Below are 21,987 nucleotides of genomic sequence, written 5' to 3'. Positions count from 1 at the left end.
TCAATCGCGGTGCACCGCGCAAGGGGCCCGCAGGCTGCGGGCCCGCGCGCTCAGATGGTCTGGCTGACAAACTTGCTGCTGAGGTAGAAGGCCAGCGCATCGGCGCCGCCTTCGCTGGCATAGCCCGAATCCTTGACGCCGCCAAACGGCTGCTCGGGGTAGCCCAGCGCGATCGAGTTGATGCCGACCAGGCCGCTTTCGATCTCGTTCTTGAACCACTCGCCGCGTGTAGCCGAGCCGGTGAACACATAGGCGGCCAGGCCCCAGGGCAGGCGGTTGGCCTCTTGCAGTGCCTGGGCATCGCTGTCAAAGCGGGCAAAGGCGGCAATCGGGCCAAAGGGCTCTTCGTTGAAGATGCGCGCATCCTGCGGCACATCGGCCAGCACGGTGGGCGCAAAAAAGTAGCCTTGGCCGTCCGGCGCCTTGCCGCCCGTCACCACACGGGCGCCCTTGGCCACCGCGTCATCCACCAGCGCCTGCATGGCAGCCACACGGCGCGGGTTGGCCAGCGGGCCCATGCGAGTGGCCTTGTCCAGGCCATTGCCCAGCACATAGCCCTCGGCAATGCGCTGAAAGCCGGCAATGGCCTCGTCATACAAGGGTGCCTGCACCAGAAAGCGCGACGGCGAGATGCAGGCCTGGCCGGCGTTCCAGAACTTCTGCACACCCAGGAGCTTCAGGCTGCGCGCCAGGTCGGCGTCGTCGCAAATGATGGCGGGCGCATGGCCGCCCAGCTCCATCGACACACGCTTCATCGCTGCGCCCGCTTGCGCGCTCAAGAGTTTGCCCACCGAGGTGGAGCCGGTGAACGAGATCTTGCGCACCACGGGTGAGGCAATCAGGTGCTCGGAGATATCACCGGGCACGCCATAGACCAGGCCCAGCACGCCTGCGGGCAGGCCGGCCTGCTCCGACACCTGGACAAAGCGGGCGAGGGCCACCGGCGTCTCTTCCGAGCCCTTGACGATGATCGAGCAGCCGGCAGCCAGCGCGGCGGCAATCTTGCGCACGGCCTGGTTGATCGGGAAGTTCCAGGGCGTGAACGCTGCCACCGGGCCCACCGGCTCATGCTGCACATACTGGCGCAGCTCGGGCGAGCGCGGCGGGATCATGCTGCCGTAGCAGCGGCGCGTCTCTTCGGCAAACCATTCCAGCACCTCGCTGGCGCCTGAGAGCTCGATGCGCGCCTCGGTCAGGCGCTTGCCTTGCTCGTGCACCAGCATCAGCGCCATTTCCTCGGCATGCTCGCGCACCAGCGCGGCGGCCTTGCGCAGATAGGTCGAGCGCTCCATCACCGAGGTTGTGCGCCAGGCGGCAAAGCCGGTCTGGGCGGCGGCCAGCGCGGCATCCAGGTCGGCGCGGCTGGCCTTGGCCACGCGGCCAATCGTGCTTTCATCAGCGGGGTTGGTGATGTCCAGCCATTCCTGGCTGCTGCTGTCGCGCCACTGGCCGTCGATCAGCAATTGGACTTGGTAGTTCATGCGGTGCTCCTGGTTCTTTCTGGCTTCAGCTTTGCAAAATGGCGCGGCCGGTGACCTTGCCGGCACGCAGCTCGTCCAGCACGGTCTGCACATCGCCCAGCGGGCGGCTGCTGAGCGGCAGGGACGGCAGTACCCCTTGCTGGGCCAGCGCCACCAACTCGCGCAGCTCGGCCAGCGATCCCACATAGGAGCCGCCGATGGAGATGGCGCGCATGGGGATCAGCGGCAGCTGGATGCTGGCGCTGCCGCCAAACAGGCCCACGATCAGGATCTTGCCGCCCTTGCCGACGACGGCATTGGCAAACTCGAACGTGCGCGTGGAGCCGACAAAATCGAGCACAGCCGACACGCCTTCGGCGCTGGAGCGCGCCAGGGTCTTGGCGGCATCCGCCTCGGCTGGGTCCACCACACGGCTGGCGCCGGCATCCAGCGCAGCCTGGCGCTTGGCCAGGTCGATATCGACAACGATGGGCCCCAGGCCATGCAAGGCCTTGGCCAGCGCCACGGCCGCCAGGCCCACGCCGCCCGCGCCGATGATGACCAGTGGTGCCTGCTCGGTCGCTGGTGCCACTTTTTTCAGGGCCGAGTAGGCCGTCAGTCCCGAGCAGGCCAAGGTGGCGGCAAAGGCGGCATCAATGCCGGCATGGTCGATCAGGTAGCGCGGATGGGGCACGCGCACATGGGTGCTAAAGCCCCCATCGCGCGTGGTGCCCAGGCTCTCGGGGCGGGCGCACATGTGTTCATCGCCCCGGGCGCACAGCGCGCACTGGCCGCAGCCAATCCAGGGGAAGACGATGACCGAGCGGCCCAGCGTGCCTTGGGCATCAGGCCCGTTGGCGGCCACGCTGCCGACGATTTCGTGGCCCAGGGTGCGCGGCGGCTTGAGCACTTTTTCCAGCCCGAAGTGGCGGCCATCGCCCAGGTCAAAAAAGCCCTCGGCCATGTGCAGATCGCTGTGGCAGACGCCGCAGGCGCTGATGCGCACCAGCACCTCGCTGCGCTGGAGCGGGGCAATGGTGCGGCGCGCCAGTTGCAGCGGTTGGCCAAAATCGACGACCTGGTAACTCAGCTGTTCGCCAGGGCTGGCGGTTGCGTTCGACATGCGCTTGTCTCCTGTATTCAAAGGGCTCGGTGGCTGCAGGCGCGGCGCGTCGGCAGGGGCCTGGCGCGAGCTCAGCGTTGGAAAAGTCCAAAGATACTGATCAGTATCGTTTGGTACTATTGGGGATTTCACGCATGGATGCTGCTTGGCATCTTGTGCAAAACCGCCCGCCTTTCCACTATGCTGGGGCCATGCGTACAGCGTGCCGGCGCGCGTCACCACCGCAGCCCCCACGCCCACCAGGAGATATTCAGCAGTGCAGCTTCAACCCACCGACACCAACGCAGGCGATGCCAAAAACCAGATCCAGGAATACAAGGACACCTTGATCATCAATGCCGCCGCCGAGCTGTTCTACAAACGCGGCTTCAAGAGCGCGACGCTCGACGAGATAGCGGCCTCGATCGGCGTGACCAAGCCCTTTATCTACAAGCGCTTCAAGTCCAAGCACGAGCTGCTCGAGCGCCTGTTTGACAAGGTGTTTGCTGGCCTTTACGAGGCGGTGAGCCAGTGCGAGCAATTGGAGGACAAGGACCCGGTGCGGCGCTTCGAGTTTTTTATCGACACCTACACGCGCCGCAAGATCGAACTGAGCACCTTCTCGGTCATCCTGCTCGAAGAGGAAAAAAGCCTGAGCCCGGAAAAAATCAGCGATATCCGCAGCAAGTACCACGGTTTTGATGCGCTGGTGACGCGGCTCATCGTCAACGGCGTGGAGGCCGGTGTTTTCCAGGTCGGCAACCCCAAGGTGACCGCCTTTGCGATCAGCGGCATGGTGCAGTGGACGCACCGCTGGTACCAGCCCAATGGCAAGCTGTCCATCGAGGCGCTGTGCCAGGAGATGACGCAGATGGCGCTGCGCCTGGTCGGCTGGACGGGGCAGTATGTGCTGCCGGTGCCGCCTATTGCGCAGCGCTGATCTACCCGCGCCACTGGCGCGCCAGGCAGCCGCCAATGTCCTGCGTAAAGACGGTCTTTACATTTGAATATAATTGAGATTCATTCTCAACTATTCACTGTGGCACCAGGGCGCGGACATCGCATGGCATCTCCCGGATACTCGGCTTCGCCCATCGAAGCGCTCTACAAGAACCACCATGCCTGGCTGCAGTCCTGGCTGCGGCGCCGTCTGGGCAATGCAGGCGATGCGGCAGACCTGGCCCATGACACCTTTTTGCGGCTGATGCTCTCGCCCCGCCACCTGGGCGCTGCTGACGAGCCGCGCGCCTTCCTGACCCATGTGGCCAAGGGCCTGGTCGTCGATCTGTGGCGCCGGCGCGAGATCGAGCGCGCCTACCTGGAGACCTTGCAGGCCTTGCCCGAGCCGCATGCGCCATCGCCCGAGACCCAGCTGCAGGTCATCGAAGCCTTGGTGCAGATCGACCGGCTGCTGGCAGGCCTGGCGCCCAAGACGCGCCAGGTTTTTTTGCTGGCGCAGCTCGAAGGCCTGAGCCTGCAGCAGATCTCCGACCAGGTCGCGATGCCGGTGATCACCGTGCGCCGCCATATCCACAAGGCCTTGCTGCTGTGCCTGGAGGCCGCGTGATGGCCGGTGTTGCCGCACAAAATACCTTGCTGAGCGAAGCGGCCGACTGGCTCATCGTGCTGCGCTACGAAACGCCCACGGCCAAGGAGCAGGCGCGTTTTGAGCAATGGCGCCGCCAAAGCCCCGCGCATGAGGCCGCCTGGCACAAGGCCGAAGCCATGCTGGGCATGTTTGCCCAAGTGCCAGCCGAGGTCTGCCAGCAAACCTTGCACGCCGTGCAACGGCCCGACCGGCGCAAAAGCCTGGCCTGGCTGGGTGGCTTGCTGGTGGCGGCCCCGGCCGGCTGGCTGGCCTGGCGCGAGCTGTCCTGGCGGGACTGGATGGCCGACCAGGCCACCGCCGTGGGGCAATCGCGCTCCATGCTGCTGCCCGATGGCTCCACCTTGACGCTCAACACCGCCAGCGCGGTGGCGATCCATTTCAACGCGAAGGAGCGCCTGGTGCGGCTGCTCGGAGGCGAGATTTTGGTGACCACGCAGGCCGACCCTTCGCCTAGCTACCGCCCCTTTGTCGTGGAGACACGGCAAGGCACCGTGCGGGCGCTGGGCACACGCTTTAGCGTGCGCCGTGTGGATGCGGGCACCAGCCGCGTGGCGGTCTTTAGCCACGCCGTCGCCATTACCAACCAGCAGGGCGCCACCCAAGTGCTGCAAGAAGGGCACACCGCCGATTTCAGCACCAGCCATATCGGCCCACAATCCGATGTGCAAGCCAGCGCCGCGCTGTGGGAGCAGGGCATGCTGCTGGCCAAGAATATGCCGTTGGCCGACGTCGTTGCCGAGATCGCCCGCTACCGTGCGGGACCGCTGCAGTGTGATCCTGCGGTTGCCCAGCTGCGGCTATCGGGCGCCTTGTCGCTCAAAGATACGGACGCCAGCCTGGCGCTGCTGGCGCAGTCGCTGCCGGTGCGGATCGAGCGGTTGGCGCATGGGGTGGTGAGGGTGGTGAGGCGTTAATCGGGGTGCTGGGTGCGCCATCCATCGCTTTGAATCGGCGCACCCACCAGGGCCGCCAAACGTCGGTATCGCTTATCTGCAACCGGCGATTTGTGCTGGTCTTTGTGTGCTTGCGAAGGCATCAGCGCTGTTTGATGGGGTCCTGAATCACCGGGTTTTGCAGCGGCTCATAACCATTGCCTTTACCGCTGAGCCAGCTCAGCTCGGTTTTCCCCGCCTGCCTTAAATAGGCCTGTGCTTCCAGGAAAAGTGGTGCGCCTGAATCCTTGGTCGTCAATGGTCGTGATCGACCGGCTTTTTCCGCGTTGAGAAAGTGCGCCCTATGGGGCTCATCGGTATAGCTGCGCGCAAAGAAACTTTCTTCGCCTTCAGAGAATTGGAAGATGTAATACTCATAATGGTATTCATGGAATCCAGCTTCGTCCGCATCGCTGGCATCCAGGTGATAAGTACAAATGACGTGCATCTGAAAATGATTCAATCCAGGGAGAAAAAGTGGCACACCAAACGCGTATTCCAAAGCTGGCATCCATTCTCGCAGTATCTGCACTGGGTCTGTCCCTATCTCCCAGCTGGGCAGCACGCAGTTTTACGCCACAGGCCGGCACCTGGGTCATCAGCGATGAAGTAGATGGCAAACCAGGCCGAGGTTTTGCCATTGATGTGCAGGGCAATACTTTCTTTATGCAGGTATTTGGCTACGAGAAAAATGGCGATGCTACTTTCTACGCTGCCACGGGACAGATGGAGGGCGACACCGTCACAGCCCCGCTGCTGCGCTACCAAGGAGGCCGCAGTTTTGGCAGCGAGCCGCGCGATGCGCAAGAAGACAAAAGCATTGGCGATGTGAAGCTCAGCTTTCGCAATGGCTTGCAGGGAACCATGCAGCTGCCTGGCGAACCAGCAAAGGACATCGAGCGCTTTATTTTTACCGCGCCAGATGCCGCCTATTACCAGACTGAGCAGTGGAAGACTTCTTCAAGGATGGCGCGTTGGTTTGGATTGAATGCGCAGGGCCAGGTCGAGAAAAGCTGGTTTGCGATGCTCAAGACCAGTCCCACCGAACCCATGCGTCTGACGCTATCCGATGGCCAAACGAGCGAGACGCTGGAGTGCAGCCTCACTACGCCAAGCGACAGCATCCGCTGCGTTGCTGCAAATGCTGCAGATGCTGGGCAAGCACCCGTGGTGAAAGAGGCGCAGTTCCGCCTCTTGGGCGCTCAAGTTGCTGGCGCCGTCAGCCTGCAAGCCGAAGGTGCTGCGCCATTGCAGTTATTGGGCATCAATACGCGCGCGGATTATCCATACAGCGGGGGTGTCATCGTCGGCTGCTGCGCCAATGGGCTTGAATCGTTTATGCCAGGCACTTTTGGCTATGCGCAGCGGCCTGCCTACCAGCCCAGCAATGGCACCTGGGTGATGGACGATGAGCTGACGGGCAAGCCTGGGCGTGGCGTGAGCCTGGATGTGCAGGGCGGAAAAATGGTCATGCAGGTATTTGCTTACCGGGCCGATGGACAGCCGACTTTCGCTATGGGGGTGGGCGACTTCGCACCCGATCCAGAATTGAGAGATGTCAGCAGCGCCCGATTTAGCTTGCAACAGTACCGGGGTGGCCGCAGCGTAGGCGGTGCCGCGTCCAGTGGCGAGCTGGTACGGGACGAAGGCGAGGTCATGGTACAGGTTTCCGGCCGCACGGGTGGGTATGGCATGCCGGCTGGCAGCTTGGCAGAGGCGATGGTGCAATTCCCGGGAGAGTCCGCCAAACGGATGCGCCGCTTGCCTCTGCAGCCCTGGCAGACACTGGAAGACCAGTTGTTTGGTGAGTGGTATTTTCCGGGCTTGTCGTATGCCGGAAGGCCTTTGACCGTCACCCTCAATCGCAGAGAGGGTGAGTTTGTGACCAATGACGATGGCTCCGTGCGGTGCCAGTTCAACACGCAGATGCTGCGAGGCGAATGCCAGTGGCCCACTGCCACGGGTACATCGGGTTCCTCGGGTCCGATCGAGCTGCAAGATGCGTTTGCCCTTTCCAACTCTTACGTCCGTCTGCGTGACCGCTATGGCAATCTACTGGGCCTGGGCCAGGTGCCGCTTAATTAGCGCCGTGCGGCTTCAAGAGACAAAAAGGCTGCGTCGTTGAAACCACCGAAACGCAAATTCCGCTGGTGGCGATAAACCATTCGTGAACATCTAAAAGGGCCGCGGCCGATGTCAGTAAACCTGGCATGGCCTGCTCCCGCGAGAGCAGGCCGCCCGCTGCAATTTCAAAGACGATGCCGCCTTTGAATTGCCCGCTGCACCAGTAGGCGCTGTGGTTGCCTTCATCGGTCTCCAGCAGCACTTCGTAATGTGGGATCGAAATGTGCAGAGCGACGGTGTTGTCCACCAGACTTTTCACGACGATTTCCAGCGATGCGGCGTGGCGACGGTTGTCAAAAACATCGGTCTCGCCAACTGGGAGTCGAATGTCCGGAAATACCTTTCGCGCTACCACCCTCATCGCAGATCCAAGCACTCGCTGAAATCGGCCATTCTACGGAGGCTCGGTATTGGCCTATGCGGCCGCCGCCCCAAACCGCACCACCGTGCGCCCACTCGTCGCCCCCTCCAGCTGCCGCGCCGCATGCGCCAGCAAGTCGCCCAGCTCGATAAAGCGAACATCGGGCTGCAGCGCGGCAAAGTCCGGCTTCCAGTCGCTCGCCAGCCTATCCCACAGCCTGCGCCGCTGCGGCCAGGGGGCGTTGGCGACGATGCCGAACATCTGCGCGCGGCGCATGATAAAGGGCAGCACGCTGCCATCAAAGCTGTTGCCCGAGGCATTGCCCACGCTGGCCAGCAGGCCGCCATCGGCCAGAGACCGCAGCATCCATGACAGCACTGGGCCGCCCACGTTGTCGATGCCGGCCGCGAACTGCGGCTTTTCGATGGGGCGCTTGGAATCCACCACCTGGCTGATGTCGATCACTTGGCTGGCGCCCAGCGCGCACAGCGCCGCTTCGTGGCTGAGGTTGCGGGTGAGCGCGGCGGTGCGGTAGCCGGCCCGGTGCAGCATATGGATGGCCAGCCGGCCCACGGCGCCGCCGGCGCCGGAGATGGCGACCAGGCCGCTGTCGGGCTGGAGGCCCAGCTCTTCAAAGCGCTCCAGCGCCATTGCGGCAGTAAAGCCGGGCACACCAAGGATGGCGACCTGCTCAGCGCTCAGGCCTGCGGGCAGCGCTTGCATGTGCTCGGCGGGCGCCTGCACCAGTTCGGCAAAGCCACCGTCCACATCCATGCCGCGCTGGAAACCATGGCTGAGCACCATGTCCCCGGGCCGGAACTGGTCGCTGCGCGATTCAAGCACTTCGCCCACCACCTCGATCCCCGCCACCCGAGGGAACTGCGTGATGATCCTGGCGGCCCCATGCAGCGACAAACAGTCCTTGTAGTTGACGCCCGCATAGTGGGCCTGGACCAGCACTTCGCCGGGCGCGAGTTCGCCGCGTTGCAGGGTCTCTATCTGGGAGTGGATGGCTTGGTCCGCGCTGCGCGTGACCATGGCCTGGTAGCGGTTCATGCAGTTCTCCTGAAGAGTCGCTAACACAACCCTTGATACGTCGTTGCCGAACCTTGTCGTACTACTGTACTGCCTGCGGCTCGACGCCTAGTCTCAATCGCAAACCTTCGGTTTGCTGGGTCGTGTTAGCGACTCTAATGAGGTATACGGTCAGACCACGCCTTGCGCGCGCAGCTGTGCCAGTTCATCGGCCGAGATGCCGAAGGCGGCATAGACCTCGGCGTTGTGCTCGCCCAGTGCCGGGCCGCTTCGGGGCACCGGCATGTCGCGGCCGATGATGCGCGGAACAATGCAGGGCGCAGGCAGGCTGCCATGGTCGGCATCGGCCAGGCGGATGATGGCCTCGCGCGCCTGAAAATGCGGGTCCGCCTCGATATCGGCGATGTCATAGACCTTGCTGAACGGAATCTCGCAGGCCTCCAGCTTCTGGCTGATCTGCACAAAGCCATGCTCGGCAAACCAGCCGCTGACGATGGCATCGAGCGCATGCACATGGGCCACGCGCTGGGGCAGGCTGCCAAAGCGCGGGTCGTCTGCCAGCTGGGGCTTGTCCATGGCCTTGCACAGCCGCAGCCAGACGGCCTGCGATGACGCCACCATCGAGAAGAACACGCCATCGGCACTGCGGTACATGTTGGACGGCGCCGTGTAGGTGGCCAGATTGCCTTCGCCGCGCCGGGCCAGGCCCAGCTGTTCATGCTCGACGGGCAGCGGGTCCAGAATGCGGAACAGCGCCTCGGTGGCTGACAGGTCCACCTCCACGCCCAGCGCCTCGGGGTCGGCACGCAGGCGGGCCATTTCTGCGGCGATCGAGAACGCGCAAAAGATGCCGGCGACCGAATCGCCGATCGGGTAGTTGCTGTGCATCGGCGCGCCACCTGCAGGGGCGGTCAGGTTGGTGAAGCCGCTCATCGCCTCAAACACCCGCGCAAAGCCGGCGCGGGCGCTGTAGGGCCCCGTCTGGCCAAAGCCGGTCAGGCGCACCACGATAAGGCGCGGATTGGCGCGGTGCAGGGTGGCAATGTCCAGGCCCCAGCGGTCCAGGCTGCCGGTGCGAAAGTTCTCCACCAGCACATCGAACTGCGCCAGCATGGCCAGCAGCAGCTCGCGCCCCTGCGGCTTGCGCACATCCAGCGTGATGCCGCGCTTGCCCCGGTTCGCCACCTTCCACCACAGCGGCGATCCATCCTTGATGGGCTGCATGTGGCGCAGCGCATCGTTGCCATCGGGCAGCTCGAGCTTGACGACATCGGCGCCATGGTCGGCGCACATCGTCGCGCCGCTGGGCGCAGCCAGCACCGTGGCCATGTCCAGGATGCGTACGCCGGCCAGTGAGCCTGGATTGGTCTCGGTCTTGTGGTGGGTCATGAAAACTCTTCGTGCAGTAAGCGCAATAGCCGCTTTGTCCCACAGCGGATGGGCAGCTGCAATAGCATGTTTCGCTTAGCGAAACACTCGGCTCAAACGATTGACCTGGAACGGCCGCAGCCCAATCATGACCACACGAACCACCGCCAAACCTGCCGTGCACACCATCCCTCTGCCCGGGCTTGTCAGCCCCCATGACCTCACGCAAGACCGCCAGTTCTCGATGAACCTGGCGCGCGGTCTGGAGGTGCTGCGCGCGTTCACGCCGGCCAGCCCGGTGCTGGGCAACCGGGAGATTGCCGACCGCACCGGCCTGCCCAAGCCCACCGTCTCACGGCTGACCTATACGCTCACCTTGCTGGGCTATCTGAGCCGAGATGGCCAGCTGCAAAAGTACCGGCTGGGCCCGGGCGTGCTGTCGCTGGGCCACCCGCTGCTGGCCAGCATGGCCGTGCGCCAGGCGGCCAAGCCGCTGATGGAGTCGCTGGCGCGCAGCACTGGCTGCACCGTCAACATGGGGGTGCGCGACCGCGATCAGGTGGTCTACATCGACTCGGTGCGGGCCGATTCCACCAACCAGCATCTGCCCGATATCGGCTCCACCCGCCCGCTGCTGTCCAGCGCCATCGGCCGGGCGCTGATCCTGGCCTGCCCGGCGGCCGAGCAGCGCGCCATCGTCAATTACCTCCGGGTCAAGGACCGTGCCGAGTACGAGGCCCAACTGCCCCACTGGCAGGCCGATGTAGTGCGCTTCCAAGAAGAGGGCTACTGCCATTCCAAGGGCGACTGGCGCAAGGAGATCCATGCGATTGCCGTGCCGGTGCGCACCCACCTGGGCGGCTTGCCCGTCGCGCTGAACTGCACCTTGTCCACCCACCGGGCGTCCAGGAACCTGCTTAGCCGCGAGGTGGCGCCGCTGCTGAAAGATGCCGTTTTTCAACTGGAGCTGGCGCTGGGTATGCGCTAGGGCGCTAACGCCCCAAGCCCTGCAGCCAGCGCCGGTTCCACCCCTCCCCAAGAAAGAAGCGTGATGATCCGAGACCCCCAGACGTTTGAAGCCATGCTGGCCGAGCTGCGTGTTTTTTTGCGCACCGAATGCCAGCCGATCGAGGAACAGGTCGATGCGCAGGACCTGATCCCCGAGCCGGTGGTGCAGCGCATGCGCGAGCTGGGCCTGTTTGGCCACAGCATCCCCGAGGCCTATGGCGGCGCTGGCCTGACGACCGAGGAATTGGCCCTGGTCAATATCGAGGTCTCGCAGGTAGCGACCACCTTCCGCGCGCGCTTTGGCGGCAATACCGGTATTGCATCGGAGTCGCTGGTGGTCGATGGCACCGAGGCGCAGAAGCGCCAGTACCTGCCGCTGCTGGCCAGCGGCGAAGTGACGGGCTGCTTTGCGCTGACCGAGCCCGAGGCCGGCTCGGATGCCACCGCACTGCGGACCACGGCCGTGCGCGATGGTGCGCATTTTGTGATCAGCGGGCGCAAGTGCTTTATCACCAACGCACCGATTGCCAACCTGTTCACCGTGTTTGCCCGGTCCGAGCCCGGCAGCAAGGGCGCCAACGGCATCAGCGCCTTTCTGATCGAGCGCGGCACGCCCGGGCTGTCCACACCACCTGCGATGCGCAAGATGGGCCAGCATGGCTCGCCCGTCGGTGAGGTGGTGCTGGACCAGGTGCGCGTGCATGAAAGCGCCATCGTTGGTGGTCTGGAGGGCAAGGGCTTTCGCACGGCGATGCGCGCGCTCAACAAGCAGCGCATCAACCTGGCCGGTCTCTGCGTGGGGCCGGCCATCCGCCTGGTGCAGGAGATGGCCCTGCAAGCGCAGCGCCGCCAGCAGTTTGGCCAGCCGATTGGCGAGTTCCAGCTGGTGCAGCAGTTGATTGCCGAGAGCAACACCGAGGTGCATGCCGCCCGCGCACTGGTGCTGGAGACCGCGCGCAAGCGCGACGATGGCCAGGACGTGACCATGGAAGCCTCCATGTGCAAGCTCTTTGCCTCCGAGACCTGCGGCCGTGTGGCCGACCGGGCCGTGCAGATCTTTGGCGGCAGCGGCTATGTGGCCGGCAATGTGGCCGAGCGCTTCTACCGCGATGTGCGCCTGTTCCGCCTCTATGAAGGCACGAGCCAGGTCCACATCACCAATATCGCCAAACGCACGATGGCGGCGCTGAACACCTAGCCGCCCATTACCGCGACGCGTATCGAGACAAGAACAAGCGCAGGCCAACAAAAGCGCAATCCACCCTTCTCAGGAGACAAAGCCATGCAGACCATCCCATCCCTCGCCCAAGCGGCACGCGCCTTGCTGGCGTGCAGTCTGGCCGCCACTGCGCTTGCGCAGGCGCAGCCCCAGGCGGAAGGCTATCCCACCAAGCCGGTCAAGGTCATCGTTCCGTTCTCGGCGGGTGGGGTGGTCGATTCGGTCGCGCGCATCATCAGCGACAAGCTCTCAACCCAGTACGGCAAGCCCTTTATCGTCGAGAACAAGACGGGCGCGGGCGGGTCGATTGGCACCGACTATGTCGCCAAATCAGCGCCTGATGGCTACACCCTGCTGGCGGTCAGCCCCAGCCATGCGGTGTCGCCCGCACTGCAAAAGAGCATCAGCTGGAGCCCCGTGCGCGACTTCAAGGCGATTGCTGGCTTTGGCTATGTGCCCAATATCATCGTCGTGCACCCCAGCCTGCCGGCCAAGACCATGGCCGAGTTCGTCGCGCTGGCCAAGAAGAGCGATCCGCCTTTGACCTATGCCACTGCCGGCCTCGGCACCTCCAACCACCTGTCGGGCGAGCTGCTGGCGCAAGAGGCCCAAATCTCGCTCGCGCATGTGCCCTACAAAGGCCAGTCGGAGGCCTTGAACGATTTGCTGTCCGGCAGGGTCAACATGATGCCGCTGACCTCGGCACTCGCGATCCCGCATGTCAAAAGCGGCAAGCTGCGCGCGCTGGCCGTCACCACCGCCAAGCGCTCCAGCGCTTCGCCCGATCTGCCGACTGTGGCCGAAGCGGCGCAACTGCCCCACTACAACGTGGGCACCTGGTTTGGCTTGGTGGCGCCGGCCAAGACGCCGGCGCCTGTGCGGCACAAGCTGTCGGCCGATATTGCGCAGATCCTCGCGCAGCCCGATGTCAAGACCAAGCTCGAATCGCTGGGCATGGAGCTGGCACCACAGAGCGCCGAGCAGTTCGATAGCTTTATCGCGCAGGAGAGCGAGAAGTGGGGCAACGTCATCAAGCAGGCCGGCATTGAGCCCAACTGAACATGCCGCAGTTTCAAACACCTCTTTGCCAGCGCCTGGGCATCCAGCATCCCATCTTTGGCTTCTCGCATGAGCCCGATGTCGTGGTCGCCATTGCCCAGGCCGGCGGCTTTCCCGTGCTGGGGCTGGCGCGTGATGCGCCGCAGGATATTCCGGCCATCGTGCGCGATGTGGAGCAGCGCCTGGCGGGCCTGCCCTATGGCATTGACCTGATGCTGCCCGCCCATGTGCCTGAGCAGGCCGATCCGCAAAGCCTGCAGGCGGCGCTGCCACCCGCGCATGTGGCCTTTGTCGCCGGGCTGCGCGAGCGCTTTGCAATCCAGCCGCCCAGCCAGCCCAGCTTTTTCACCGCCCATGCGCGCTCCGAAGCCCTGTTTCAGGCGCAGATCGATGCGGTGCTGAACTCTCAGGCTTGCGCGGTGGCAACGGCCATCGGCCTGCGTGCCGAGCTGATTGCCGAGGCCAAGCGCAGAGGCAAGCTCACGTTCTCGCTGATCGGATCGCTGCGCCATGCGCGCAAGGCGCTGGACATGGGCGTGGATGTGCTCGTCGCCCAGGGCTATGACGCGGGGGGCCACACCGGCACCGTGGGCACCATGTCGCTGCTGCCGCAGGTAGTGGAGCTGGCACAGAACACGCCCGTGCTGGCCGCTGGCGGCATCGCCACCGGTGCGCAGGTGCTGGGCAGCATCTGCAGCGGCGCGCAGGGCGCCTGGCTGGGCACCTTGTGGATGGCCGCGCAAGAGAACCACACGCCCGCTGCGTTGCTGGACCGGCTGATCGCCAGCAGCAGCGAAGACACCGTCATCTCGCGCGCCCACAGCGGCAAGCCTTGCCGCGTGGTGCGCAGTGCCTGGATCGATGCCTGGGACGAGGCCGATGCCCCCGCGCCGCTCGGAATGCCCCAGCAGCAGGCGCTGACCGGTGATGTGTTCGCCTCCATCCACGAGCACAACAATGCCCAGCTGATCTACGAAGCAGCCGGGCAGAGTGTGTTTGGCATCAAGGCGCCCACGACGGTCGCCGCGCAGATGACCCTGCTGGTGGCCGAGATGAACCAGGCCTGGGGGCGGGTGAGCGGGTTTGTGCAGTAGCTGAAAGTAGCTGACCCAGTCAGGGCGACCCGGTTGTTTGGACCGGGTTAGGTTGGTGCATAAGCCTGGCGTATCAAGCAGGCGTATCAAGCAGCAGCCAGCAGCTCCTTGGCCAGCTGGGTGCCCGCTGCCAGTGCCTTGAGCTTGCCCCAGGCCACATCGCGCGACATCGGTGCCAGGCCGCAGTTGGTGCAGGGGAAGAGGCGGTCTGCGGGCACAAACTCCAGCGCGCGGGCAATGGTGTCGGCCACTTCCTCGGGCGTCTCGATGGTGTCGCTCGCCACATCGATCACCCCCACCATGACATCCTTGCCGGCCAGCAGCTTCATCAGGTCAGGCGGCACATGGGAGTGGATGCACTCCAGGCTCACCTGGTCGATGCTGCTGCGCGCGAGCGCCGGGAACACCGTCTCGTACTGGCGCCATTCGTCGCCCAGCGTGCTCTTCCAGTCGGTATTGGCCTTGATGCCGTAGCCGTAGCAGATGTGCACGGCGGTGGTGCAGCTGAGGCCCTGCGCTGCGCGCTCGAGCGCCTGCACGCCCCAGTCCGCTGCGTCCTTCATGTAGACGTTAAAGGCCGGTTCATCGAACTGGATGATGTCCACGCCATCGGCCTGCAGGGCCAGCGCTTCCTGGTTCAGCAGCTCGGCAAAGGCCATGGCCATCTTTACCTTGTCGCCATAGAAGCGGTCCGCGACGGTGTCCACAATCGTCATCGGGCCGGGCAGGGTGAACTTGAGCTTTTTCTTCGTGTGGGCGCGCGTCAGCTGCGCTTCAAACGCATGCACACGGCCCTTGAGGCGCAGGGCGGCTACCACCTGCGGCACCATCGCGTCGTAGCGGTTGTCGCGGATGCCCATCTTCACCTTGTTGTCGAAGTCGATGCCTTCGACCTGCTCCAGAAAGCCATGCACAAAGTGCTGGCGCGCCTGCTCGCCGTCGCCCACGATGTCCAGACCGGCGTCCTCCTGGGCCTTGATCCACAGCAAGGTCGCATCGGCCTTGGCTTGGCGCAGTGCATCGCCTTCTGCCATCCACTGGGGCCAGAGCTTGTTGGTTTCGGCCAGCCAGGCGGGTTTGGGCAGACTGCCGGCAATGGAGGTTTCAAACATCAGAGATTTCCTTTTTCAAATATGGGGGGGCAGGTTGGCGTGCAAGGCATTGTGCGCACGCCGCTGCACAAGGGGGTTGCGTAGGTGACATGCGCGCAAGCAGCAATGCCAGTCTGGAAGTGGTCAAACGCTGGCCTGGGCCGCCCAGGCTTGCAGAACACCCTGGTAGGGCTTGATGAAATGCTCCTCGGCAAACCGGCCTTGTTGGATGGCCAGCTGGCTGCGCTCTTCGCGGTCGTAGACGATCTGCGTCAGCGAGTAATCCTCGTGCTTCAGGCTCGGCTGGTAACGCGCGCCGGCGGCGGCATTGGCGTTGTAGATCTCCGGGCGGTAGATCTTCTGGAAGGTCTCCATCGTGCTGATGGTGGCAATCAGCTCCAGGCTGCTGTAGTCGCCCAGCAGGTCGCCATCAAAGTAAAAGGCCAGCGGCGCAACGCTGTTGGCGGGCATGAAAAAGCGCACCTGCATCCCCATCTTGGCAAAGTACTGGTCGGTCGACGACAGCTCGTTTTGCTGGTACTCGATGCCCAGCACCGGGTGCTGGTTGCCGCTGCGCTGGTAGACCTTGCTGGTCGATGCGCTGATGCAGATCACCGGCGGCTTGCTGAAGTTGTCGCGGTAGGTGCTGGAGCCCGCAAAAGCCTTGAACAGCTTGCCATGCAGCTCACCAAAATGCGCCGGGGTGCTGAAGCCGGCCCGGTCCAGGTTGTGCGCCGGCAGCAGCACGCTGAAGTCGTAGTCGCGCACATAGGACGAGAAGTTGTTGCCCACAATGCCGGCCGTGCGCTGGCCCGTCTGCTTGTCCAGGATATGGGTCTGCAGCATCTCGATCAGCGGAAAGGTTTCCTGGCTGCGCTGCGCGCCCAGCTGCATTTCCACCGTGACGATGTCCAGCTCCACCGCATAGCGGTCAGCGCTGGGGTTGTCCCAATGGGCCAGCTCGTTGAAGCGGTTGTCGATCATCCGCAAGGTGTTGCGCAGGTTCTGCTGCCGGCTCTGGCCCCGGGCCAGATTGGCAAAGTTGGTGGTGATTCGCGTGCTGTCGGAGGGCTGGTAGTGTTCGTCAAAGCGCAGGCGCTGGATGGTGAAGCTGATGTCGCTGCTCATGGGGGTCCGATCATTGAATGCAGGGGACCTGAGCTGCCTTGGGCATAGCACGCTGCTCAGGTCGATGGGCCGGATGTTAGAGCGGGTTATTCATGAAGTAAAATGGTTTTATCTCATAAATCCATGAATGTGGTTCATTTGAATGTTGGAACGTATCCACCTCAGCATCGTCCAGCAGGTCGAAAAGCAAGGCTCGCTCACCGCCGCTGCCAGCGTGCTCCATCTCAGCCAATCGGCGCTGAGCCACAGCATGAAAAAGCTGGAGCACCAGCTGGGCACGGAGGTATGGCTGCGCGAAGGCCGCAGCCTGCGGCTGACGCAGGCCGGCCAGTACCTGCTGGCGGTGGCCAACCGCGTGCTGCCGCAGCTGGACCTGGCCGAAGAGCGCCTGGGCCAGTTTGCCCAGGGCGAGCGCGGCGCGCTGCGCATCGGCATGGAATGCCACCCCTGCTACCAGTGGCTGCTCAAGGTCGTCTCGCCCTACCTGGCCGCCTGGCCCGATGTGGAGGTGGATGTGAAGCAGAAATTCCAGTTCGGCGGTATCGGCGCGCTGTTTGGCTATGAGATCGACCTGCTGGTCACGCCCGACCCGCTGTTCAAACCCGGGCTGCAGTTTGAGCCGGTGTTTGACTACGAGCAGGTGCTGGTCGTGCCCCGGGGCCATGCGCTGGCATCTGCCGCCTATGTGAAGCCCCAGCAGCTCGCGCAAGAGGTGCTGATCAGCTACCCGGTCGATATCGAGCGGCTCGACATCTACAACCAGTTCCTGCTGCCCGCCGGCATCACGCCCCGGCGCCACAAGACCATCGAGACCACCGACATCATGGTGCAGATGGTCGCCAGCGGCCGGGGCGTGGCGGCGCTGCCGCGCTGGCTGGTGGAGGAGTACGCTGCCAAGATGGACGTGGTGCCCGTGCGGCTGGGCCCGCGCGGCATTGCCAAGCAGATCTTTCTGGGGGCGCGCGAATCGGATACGGCCATCGACTATGTGCGCGCCTTTATCGCGCTGGCGCGCCAGCCTGGTGCTGCCACACCGGCCGCCACACTCGTCACGACACCTCTCCTGGCTTAGTCCTGGCCTGCCGTTCGCGCAAAACGCACGCTGATGCGCAGGCCCGGGCCAAAGGGTGGCGTATAGCGCTGCTGGGCATCGGCCAGTTGCAGGTGGGCGCCCGTTGCGCGTGTCACCTCCTGCACAATCGCCAGCCCCAGGCCGGTGCCAGGCGTGTCGTTGGTCAGGCGGTAAAAACGCTCCAGCACCCGATCGCGGCTTTGCGCGGGTATGCCCGGGCCATTGTCTTGCACCCACAGCAGCAGGCTGTCGGCGCTGGCCTCCAGGCCCAAGGTCACCTGGCCTTGCGGCGGCGTGTAGCGGATCGCGTTGTCCACCAGGTTGGCAATCAGCTCGGGCAGCAGACGGCTGCTGGTGTACAGCGAAAACGCATGTGCATCGGCTGAGGGCTTGGCAGCATCTGCTGCTGCAGCAGCAGGCGCTTCGCTTTCCTCCCAGCCCAGGTCGATCTGCTTGAGGTCGGCCGCTGGCGCCAAGGCTTCCAGGCACTGCAGGCACAGTGCGCGCAGGTCCAGCCACTGCGGCGCTTGGGCGGCATGCGCGGCGCTGCCGGCCTCGGCCTGCGCCAGGGTCAGCAGCTGGTTGGCCACATTGAGCAACTGCTGGTTGCTGCGCTGCAGCCGCTGCAGCACAGCCAGGCGCTGCGCGACCGAGAGGGCGGCCAACTCGGCAGGGGTCTGGCCCAGCGCCTGCTCCAAGGTATGGGCCTGGATGGCCAGCGGCGTGCGCAGCTGGTGCGCCGCATCCGAGATGAACTGGCGCTGGCGCGCCACCTGGGCGCGGATGGTGCGGGCAAACTGGTTGACGGTATCGGTCAGCGGCCGCAGCTCCTGGTGGATCTGGCGCGAGTCGAGGTGAAAATCCAGATCCCGGGCCGGGCGCTCGGCCAGCTGGCGCGCCATGCGCAGCAGCGCGCGCAGCTCCAGGGTCAAGGCGGTGGCGCTCACCAGCACGGCCACGGCCAGTGCCCAGAGCAGGTATTCCATCGTCGGCCACCACAAGGTCTGCACCATGTTGTCGCGGCTGTGCGTGGTTTTGCCAACCAGGATGGTGATCTCGCGCGCGCCCGCCACGTCGTACATAGCCCGGCGCGTGATGACGGCGCGGATCGGCTGGCCTTGCCAGACGGCGTCATACCACTGGGCGTTGTCGCTGCCGCTCAGCTGCAGCTTTGGCGGCTGCGGAAAATTCTGCTGGCCCGCCAGCAACTGGCCTTGCGCATCCATCACGCTCAGGTAGATATGGTCGCGCGCGGGCGACATGAACAGGCTGAGCGCCGACGGCGGCACGCTGGCGTGCACATCGCCGTCTTCCCAGATCAGGCGGTCAGCCAGGATCTTGGCCGAGGACAGCAGGTCATGGTCCTGCACATAGTCGGCCGCATCCTCGGCATGCTCATGGGCAAACCAGCCGCACAGGCCCACCAGCACCGCCAGCGGCAGCAGCAGCCACAGGGCCAGGCGTGCGCGCAGGCTGTGCAGCATTCAGTCCCCGCCGGCCAGTTTTTGCTTGAGCAGGTAGCCCACGCCGCGCAAGGTCATGATGGTGGTGTCGCTGGCCTGCAGCTTCTTGCGCAGGCGGTGCACATACAGGTCCACCGCATCGGCACTGGCCTCTTCGTCCATGCCGTAGATCACATCCATCAGCCGCTGCTTGGGCAGGGCGCTGCCGTTTTGCAGCATCAGCGCTTCGAGCACGCTGCGCTCGCGCGGGGGCAGGGCCAGCTCTTCGCCCGCTACGCTGAACAGGCGCGTGCGCAAGTCCAGCTGCAGGTTGCCGCAGCGCACCTGGTTCTCGCGCCCGGGTATCTGGCGCCGCGCAATGGCCTGCATGCGCGCGAGCAACTCGCGCACCTCCACCGGTTTGACCAGGTAGTCATCTGCGCCAATTTCCAGGCACAGCACCTTCTGGTCGAGCGAATCGCTGGCCGTCAGCACAATCACCGGCAGGCTGTCCCCCCGCTCACGCAGGCGGCGCAGCAAGGCCTTGCCGCTCAGTTGGGGCAGGTTCAGGTCCAGCAGCAGCAAGTCGTAGTGCGATTGGCTCAGCAGCTGGTCAGCCGCATCGCCACGGTCCACATGGTCCACCACAAAAGCATGCTGGCGCAGCAGCTCGGCCAGGGACTGGGCCAGTTCCAGGTTGTCTTCGACCAGAAGGATCTTCATCGGAGGAGGTGGGACGCCGGGCGCCCGCAAATAGATCAGGGATAACCACTAAAAATGCTGCAGTGCAGCGAAAGCGCACTGAAAGGGTGCAGTTTCTAGACTCTGTTCCTATCCGGTGCATTATGCGGTCGCCCAGCTCGGGGAGCCACCACTGCAGATGCCAGGACCACAACTTCAAGGAGACACTGCATGACCAAGTTCCACGCTACCCGCCGCCATGCCCTGGCTGCCATCGCCGCAGCTGCTGTCTGCTGCATGGCCAGCACGGCTGCCCAGGCGGCAGACGACACCGTCACCATCATGGTGGGCGGTATCAACAAGATCATCTACCTGCCCGCCAAGCTGGCCGAGTCGCTGGGCTACTTCAAGGAAGAGGGCCTGAAGGTCGAGCTGCAATCGCAGCCCGCCGGCGTGGATGCAGAAAACCAGCTGATTGCCGGTGCCGTGCAAGGCGTGGTGGGTTTCTACGACCACACCATCGATCTGCAGGCCAAGGGCAAGGAGATCCAGGCCATTGCGGTGTTCTGCAAGGTGCCCGGTGAGGTCGAGCTGGTGTCCACCAAGGCAGCGGCAGGCGGCTTCAAGTCGATGGCCGATGCCAAGGGCAAGACCCTGGGCGTCACCGGCCTGGGCTCGTCCACCGAGTTCCTGACCCGCTACCTGGTCGACAAGCAGGGCGTGGCCAGCAAGGACTACTCGCTGCTGCCCGTGGGCGCAGGCAACTCCTTTATCGCCGGCATGAAGCAGGACCGCATCCAGGCGGGCATGACCACCGAGCCGACCGTCTCGCAAATGCTCAAGACGGGGGATGCCAAGGTGCTCGTCGACATGCGCAGCGAAGAGGGCACCCAGGCGGCGCTCGGCGGCCTCTACCCTGCCGCCAGCCTGTATGTGCGCAACGAATGGGCCGCCAGCCACAAGGACCAGGCGGCCAAGCTGGCGCGCGCCTTTGGCAAGACCATGCAGTACATCAGCAGCCACAGCGCCGAAGAGATTGCCGAGAAGATGCCCAAGGACTACTACGGCAACGACAAGGAGCTGTATGTGGCGGCGCTGAAGGCTTCGCTGCCGATGTACACCAAGGACGGCAAGATGCCCGAAGGCGGCCCCGAGACCGTGCTCAAGGTTTTGTCGGCCTACAAGCCCAATGTGAAGAGCGCGCACATTGACCTGGCCAAGACCTATTCCAACGCCTACTTGAGCGCCAAGTAAAAGCAGCGCAACCCGGCCAGCAGCGCGGCCAGGCCGTGCTGCCCGCAATTCACACCCACAGGGAAGACCACCATGTCCTATGCCACCCAGGCGGTTGCCAGCCAGGCGCCGTCCAGTTCTCTGCAGCCCAAAAATGCTGCAACCTCTGCACCCCCAGCCGATGCGGCCATTGAATTCGACAAGGTGTCGCTGCGCTTTATTGCGCCAGATGGCACAGCGACCCTCGCGCTGCGCAATTTTTCGATGTCGGTGGCCAGGGGCGAATTCATCGCCATCGTCGGCCCCACCGGCAGCGGCAAATCCACCACCTTGAACCTGATCACCAGCCTGCTGCAGCCGACAGTGGGTGAGGTGCGCGTGATGGGCAAGAAGGTAGAGCAGATCGATCCGCGCATCGGCTTTGTGTTCCAGGCCGATGCCGTCTTCCCCTGGAAATCGGTGCGCGACAACGTGGCCGCCGGCCCCATCTTTCGCGGCACGCCGCGTGCGCAGGCGCTCAAGCTCGCCGATGAGTGGATCCACCGCGTGGGCCTGGCCAACTTTGGCAACCACTACCCGCACCAGCTCTCGGGCGGCATGCGCAAGCGCGTGGCGCTGGCGCAGACCTTTATCAACCAGCCAGAAATCCTGCTGATGGACGAGCCCTTCTCGGCGCTGGACATGCAGACCCGCACCCTGATGCAGGACGAGCTGCTGCGCCTGTGGTCGGCGTCCGGCGGCTCGGTGGTGTTTGTGACCCATGATTTGGAGGAAGCCATTGCGCTGGCCGACCGCGTGTTTGTGCTGACAGCCCGCCCTGCCACCTTGAAGCGCGTCTACGAGATCGACCTGCCGCGCCCCCGCGTGATGAGCGAGGTGCGCTACGACCCGCAGTTCATCGACCTGTCCAAGCGCATCTGGGATGACCTGCGCGAAGAAGTCCATATCCAGTAAACCAAGGCAAGGAAC

General features: G+C 64.3%; 21 protein-coding genes. 11 read left to right on the top strand and 10 right to left on the bottom strand.

All coding sequences use genetic code 11. The annotated features are described in order from the left end of the window. Positions 1 to 50: 50 nt before the first annotated feature. On the bottom strand, positions 51 to 1,481 hold the full coding sequence (locus tag DCO45_RS02445; RefSeq protein ID WP_116924325.1) for an NAD-dependent succinate-semialdehyde dehydrogenase: 1,431 nt from the start codon (positions 1,479 to 1,481) through the stop codon (positions 51 to 53). 25 nt (positions 1,482 to 1,506) lie between these two features. Then, positions 1,507 to 2,583: an alcohol dehydrogenase gene (locus DCO45_RS02440; protein WP_116924324.1), complete on the bottom strand. Its 1,077-nt coding sequence runs from the start codon at positions 2,581 to 2,583 to the stop codon at positions 1,507 to 1,509. A 256-nt stretch (positions 2,584 to 2,839) separates the two neighbouring features. Here DCO45_RS02440 and DCO45_RS02435 point away from each other — a divergent pair, with 256 nt between their 5' ends. The 3 genes from DCO45_RS02435 (at position 2,840) to DCO45_RS02425 (ending at position 5,085) form a co-directional block, all read left to right on the top strand. Further along, positions 2,840 to 3,502 carry a TetR/AcrR family transcriptional regulator gene (locus DCO45_RS02435; protein ID WP_165841101.1) on the top strand — a complete coding sequence of 221 codons (663 nt, stop codon included), beginning with the start codon at positions 2,840 to 2,842 and terminating at the stop codon, positions 3,500 to 3,502. A 123-nt stretch (positions 3,503 to 3,625) separates the two neighbouring features. After that, the gene (locus DCO45_RS02430; protein ID WP_116924322.1) at positions 3,626 to 4,129 is read left to right on the top strand and encodes a sigma-70 family RNA polymerase sigma factor; all 504 of its coding nucleotides are present in this window, start codon (positions 3,626 to 3,628) and stop codon (positions 4,127 to 4,129) included. Beyond that, positions 4,129 to 5,085: a FecR family protein gene (locus DCO45_RS02425; RefSeq protein ID WP_116924321.1), complete on the top strand. Its 957-nt coding sequence runs from the start codon at positions 4,129 to 4,131 to the stop codon at positions 5,083 to 5,085. The genes DCO45_RS02430 and DCO45_RS02425 overlap by 1 nt, the downstream gene beginning before the upstream one ends. A 121-nt stretch (positions 5,086 to 5,206) precedes the next feature. Here the strand turns inward: DCO45_RS02425 and DCO45_RS02420 are convergent, their stop codons facing one another. After that, positions 5,207 to 5,605, bottom strand: a complete 399-nt coding sequence (locus DCO45_RS02420) for a hypothetical protein (RefSeq protein WP_207788037.1) — start codon at positions 5,603 to 5,605, stop codon at positions 5,207 to 5,209. Here DCO45_RS02420 and DCO45_RS02415 point away from each other — a divergent pair. Then, positions 5,581 to 7,188 (top strand): hypothetical protein, encoded by a 1,608-nt coding sequence (locus DCO45_RS02415; RefSeq protein ID WP_116924319.1) that lies wholly within the window; start codon positions 5,581 to 5,583, stop codon positions 7,186 to 7,188. The two genes, DCO45_RS02420 and DCO45_RS02415, sit on opposite strands and share 25 nt — an antisense overlap. Here the strand turns inward: DCO45_RS02415 and DCO45_RS02410 are convergent. The 3 genes from DCO45_RS02410 to DCO45_RS02400 all read right to left on the bottom strand — a co-directional run bounded on the left by DCO45_RS02410 (position 7,181) and on the right by DCO45_RS02400 (position 10,012). Continuing rightward, entirely contained in the window at positions 7,181 to 7,588 is a 408-nt protein-coding gene (locus DCO45_RS02410) for a hypothetical protein (protein WP_116924318.1), read from the bottom strand. The genes DCO45_RS02415 and DCO45_RS02410 overlap by 8 nt on opposite strands. A gap of 54 nt (positions 7,589 to 7,642) precedes the next feature. Beyond that, on the bottom strand, positions 7,643 to 8,644 hold the full coding sequence (locus DCO45_RS02405) for a YhdH/YhfP family quinone oxidoreductase (protein ID WP_116924317.1): 1,002 nt from the start codon (positions 8,642 to 8,644) through the stop codon (positions 7,643 to 7,645). Between the two features lie 150 nt (positions 8,645 to 8,794). Next, a complete protein-coding gene (locus tag DCO45_RS02400; protein ID WP_116924316.1) occupies positions 8,795 to 10,012 on the bottom strand; it encodes a CoA transferase in 1,218 nt (405 codons plus the stop codon). Between the two features lie 127 nt (positions 10,013 to 10,139). Here DCO45_RS02400 and DCO45_RS02395 point away from each other — a divergent pair, with 127 nt between their 5' ends. The 4 genes from DCO45_RS02395 (at position 10,140) to DCO45_RS02380 (ending at position 14,371) form a co-directional block, all read left to right on the top strand. Continuing rightward, positions 10,140 to 10,979 (top strand): IclR family transcriptional regulator, encoded by an 840-nt coding sequence (locus DCO45_RS02395; protein WP_243419212.1) that lies wholly within the window; start codon positions 10,140 to 10,142, stop codon positions 10,977 to 10,979. Between the two features lie 63 nt (positions 10,980 to 11,042). Then, on the top strand, positions 11,043 to 12,197 hold the full coding sequence (locus DCO45_RS02390; protein WP_116924315.1) for an acyl-CoA dehydrogenase family protein: 1,155 nt from the start codon (positions 11,043 to 11,045) through the stop codon (positions 12,195 to 12,197). An 84-nt stretch (positions 12,198 to 12,281) separates the two neighbouring features. After that, complete coding sequence (locus DCO45_RS02385) at positions 12,282 to 13,277, top strand: tripartite tricarboxylate transporter substrate binding protein (RefSeq protein WP_116924314.1); 996 nt, start codon at positions 12,282 to 12,284, stop codon at positions 13,275 to 13,277. A gap of 2 nt (positions 13,278 to 13,279) precedes the next feature. Beyond that, a complete protein-coding gene (locus DCO45_RS02380) occupies positions 13,280 to 14,371 on the top strand; it encodes a nitronate monooxygenase (protein ID WP_116924313.1) in 1,092 nt (363 codons plus the stop codon). Positions 14,372 to 14,457: 86 nt separating this feature from the next. On the opposite strand, the gene DCO45_RS02375 is transcribed toward DCO45_RS02380, so the two are convergent. Further along, on the bottom strand, positions 14,458 to 15,483 hold the full coding sequence (locus tag DCO45_RS02375) for a methionine synthase (protein WP_116924312.1): 1,026 nt from the start codon (positions 15,481 to 15,483) through the stop codon (positions 14,458 to 14,460). A 123-nt stretch (positions 15,484 to 15,606) separates the two neighbouring features. After that, complete coding sequence (locus tag DCO45_RS02370; RefSeq protein WP_116924311.1) at positions 15,607 to 16,590, bottom strand: DUF1852 domain-containing protein; 984 nt, start codon at positions 16,588 to 16,590, stop codon at positions 15,607 to 15,609. A gap of 142 nt (positions 16,591 to 16,732) precedes the next feature. On the opposite strand from DCO45_RS02370, the gene DCO45_RS02365 reads away from it, so the two are divergent. Further along, on the top strand, positions 16,733 to 17,662 hold the full coding sequence (locus tag DCO45_RS02365; protein ID WP_116924310.1) for a LysR family transcriptional regulator: 930 nt from the start codon (positions 16,733 to 16,735) through the stop codon (positions 17,660 to 17,662). Here the strand turns inward: DCO45_RS02365 and DCO45_RS02360 are convergent. Next, the gene (locus DCO45_RS02360; RefSeq protein ID WP_116924309.1) at positions 17,659 to 19,146 is read right to left on the bottom strand and encodes a sensor histidine kinase; all 1,488 of its coding nucleotides are present in this window, start codon (positions 19,144 to 19,146) and stop codon (positions 17,659 to 17,661) included. The genes DCO45_RS02365 and DCO45_RS02360 overlap by 4 nt on opposite strands. Further along, positions 19,147 to 19,827 (bottom strand): response regulator transcription factor, encoded by a 681-nt coding sequence (locus DCO45_RS02355; protein ID WP_116924308.1) that lies wholly within the window; start codon positions 19,825 to 19,827, stop codon positions 19,147 to 19,149. A gap of 255 nt (positions 19,828 to 20,082) precedes the next feature. On the opposite strand from DCO45_RS02355, the gene DCO45_RS02350 reads away from it, so the two are divergent. Both DCO45_RS02350 and DCO45_RS02345 read left to right on the top strand, forming a co-directional pair. Beyond that, complete coding sequence (locus tag DCO45_RS02350) at positions 20,083 to 21,039, top strand: ABC transporter substrate-binding protein (RefSeq protein WP_116924489.1); 957 nt, start codon at positions 20,083 to 20,085, stop codon at positions 21,037 to 21,039. Between the two features lie 72 nt (positions 21,040 to 21,111). Then, a complete protein-coding gene (locus tag DCO45_RS02345; protein WP_116924307.1) occupies positions 21,112 to 21,972 on the top strand; it encodes an ABC transporter ATP-binding protein in 861 nt (286 codons plus the stop codon). The last annotated feature ends 15 nt before the right edge of the window (positions 21,973 to 21,987 follow it).

Source organism: Comamonas sp. JNW (assembly GCF_003105075.1).
GTDB classification, from domain to species: domain Bacteria; phylum Pseudomonadota; class Gammaproteobacteria; order Burkholderiales; family Burkholderiaceae_C; genus Comamonas; species Comamonas squillarum.
Note: the sequence above shows the minus strand (reverse complement) of the source record. Positions and strands in the feature narration are given on the sequence as shown.